Raw genomic sequence first — 2196 nt, 5'->3', positions numbered from 1 at the left:
GCCCGGCTACGCGCGGCTGTCCGCGGTGGAACTGGCGGCGGCGGCGGCCCGGCGGGCGGTCACCGACGCCGGCATCGATCCGGCCGCGATCGACACGGTGGCGGGGGTCCGCCAGTTCGAGATCTCCGGGCCGCGGGCGAGGGCCCCGCTGGGCCGATCGGACAACTACCCGCGCTCGGTCGCCGCCCGCATCGGCGCCGATCCGGCGCGGGCCGTGCTCGAGGTCGTCGGCGGCCAGTCGCCGCAGCACCTCGTCAACGAGTTCGCCGCGGCGATCGCGACCGGCGCCGGACCCGACGTGGTGCTGCTGTTCGGCTCGGAGGCAATCTCGACCAGCCGGGCGCTCGCCGACGCCCCCGACCGGCCCGACTTCACCGAGCACGTCGGCGGCCAGCTCGACGACCGCGGCCACGGACTCGCCGGGCTGTCGTCGCGCTACCACACCGCCCACGGCCTGCTCGGCGCGCCCAGCCAGTACGCGCTGTTCGAGAACGCGCGCCGAGCCCGGCTGAAGCTGTCCCGCGCCGACTACGCCCAGGCCATGGGCGCGCTGTTCGCCCCGTTCACCACGGTCGCCGCCGCCAACCCCCACGCCGCCGCCCCCGTCGAACGCGACGCCACCGAGCTCACCACCATCACCGAACGCAACCGGATGATCGCCGACCCCTACCCGCGGTTCGTCGTCGCCCGCGACCAGGTCAACCAGGGTGCCGCAGTCCTACTCACCTCCGTCGACACCGCCCGCCGCCTCGGCGTCCCCACCGAAAAATGGATCTTCCTGGCCGGTCACGCCGACCTGCGCGAACGCGACCTGCTCCAACGCGTCGACCTCTCGGCCAGCCCCGCCGCGGTGATGGCCGTCCGCCACGCCCTCACCGTCGCCGGCATCACCCTCGACCAGATCAGCACCTTCGACCTGTACAGCTGCTTCCCGATCGCCGTGTTCAACCTCTGCGACAGCCTCGGCCTCGCCCCCGACGACCCCCGCGGCCTCACCCTCACCGGCGGCCTGCCGTTCTTCGGCGGCGCCGGCAACAACTACTCGATGCACGCCATCGCCGAGACCGTCACCCGACTGCGCGCCACCGGCGGCCACGGCCTCGTCGGCGCCAACGGCGGCTCGCTGTCGAAATACTCCGTCGGCATCTACACGACCACCCCGACGCCCTGGCGGCCCGACAACAGCGCCACCCTCCAGGCGGAAATCGGCTCCTGGCAGCCGGTCGAGGTCGCGACCCGCGCCGACGGCCCGGCGACGATCGAGACCTTCACCATCACCCACAGCCGAGACGGACGCCGCACCGGCATCATCGTCGGCCGCCTCGACCGCGACCACCGACGCTTCCTCGCCACCACGGTGCGCGGCGACACCGACCTGCTCGACCTACTCGCCGGCGACTCCCCGTTCGGGGAGCGGATCTTCGTCCGGGCCACCGCCACCGGCAACCGGGCGGCGCTGCACCGGGCCGCGCTGGACGCCCTGCTGCCCGCCCGCACCCCCGGCTTCCGCGACGGCTACGAACACGTTCTCATCCGCCGCGACGGCCACCTCCTCGAAGTCACCATCAACCGGCCCGACGCCCGCAACGCCCTGCACCCCCCCGCCAACGCCGAGCTCGACGAGATCTTCGACGCCTACTTCGCCGACCCCGACCTGTGGGTCGCGATCATCACCGGCGCCGGGGACACCGCGTTCAGCGCCGGCAACGACCTGACCTGGACAGCCAGCGGCCAACGCGGCTCCCTACCGCTGACCGGCTTCGCCGGACTCACCGGCCGCCGGCACCTGACCAAACCGGTCATCGCCGCCGTCAACGGCTACGCCCTCGGCGGCGGCTGCGAAATCGCGCTCGCCTGCCACCTCGTCGTCGCCGACACCACCGCCCAGTTCGCCCTCAGCGAGGTCCGCGTCGGCCTCGTCGCCGGCGCCGGCGGCCTCGTCCGCCTCCCCCGCGCCCTACCCCAGAAACTCGCCACCGAGATGATCCTCACCGGCCGCCGGCTCGACGCCACCGAAGCCCACACCCACGGCCTGGTCAACCAGATCGTCCCCGCCGGCACCGCCCTCAACGGCGCCCGCGCGCTCGCCACCGAGATCCTCGCCAGCTCACCGACATCAGTCCGCATCTCCCTGCAGATCATGAACGAGACCGCCGGGATCCCCGACCCCCACGACGCCGCCGCCCACGACTCCCC

At 73.5% G+C, this 2196-nt stretch carries 1 protein-coding gene; it reads left to right on the top strand.

Annotated features, from left to right (window positions below; genetic code table 11):
• Positions 1–2196, top strand: a 2196-nt coding sequence (locus tag ND748_RS30510; RefSeq protein WP_251749738.1) for an acetyl-CoA acetyltransferase, incomplete at both ends; no start/stop codon positions are given.

Origin of the sequence: Frankia sp. AiPs1 (assembly GCF_023716945.1) — a bacterium.
Taxonomy (GTDB): Bacteria; Actinomycetota; Actinomycetes; order Frankiales; family Frankiaceae; genus Frankia.
The sequence above is the reverse complement of the archived record's forward strand: the minus strand, read 5'-3'. Positions and strand labels throughout refer to the sequence as shown.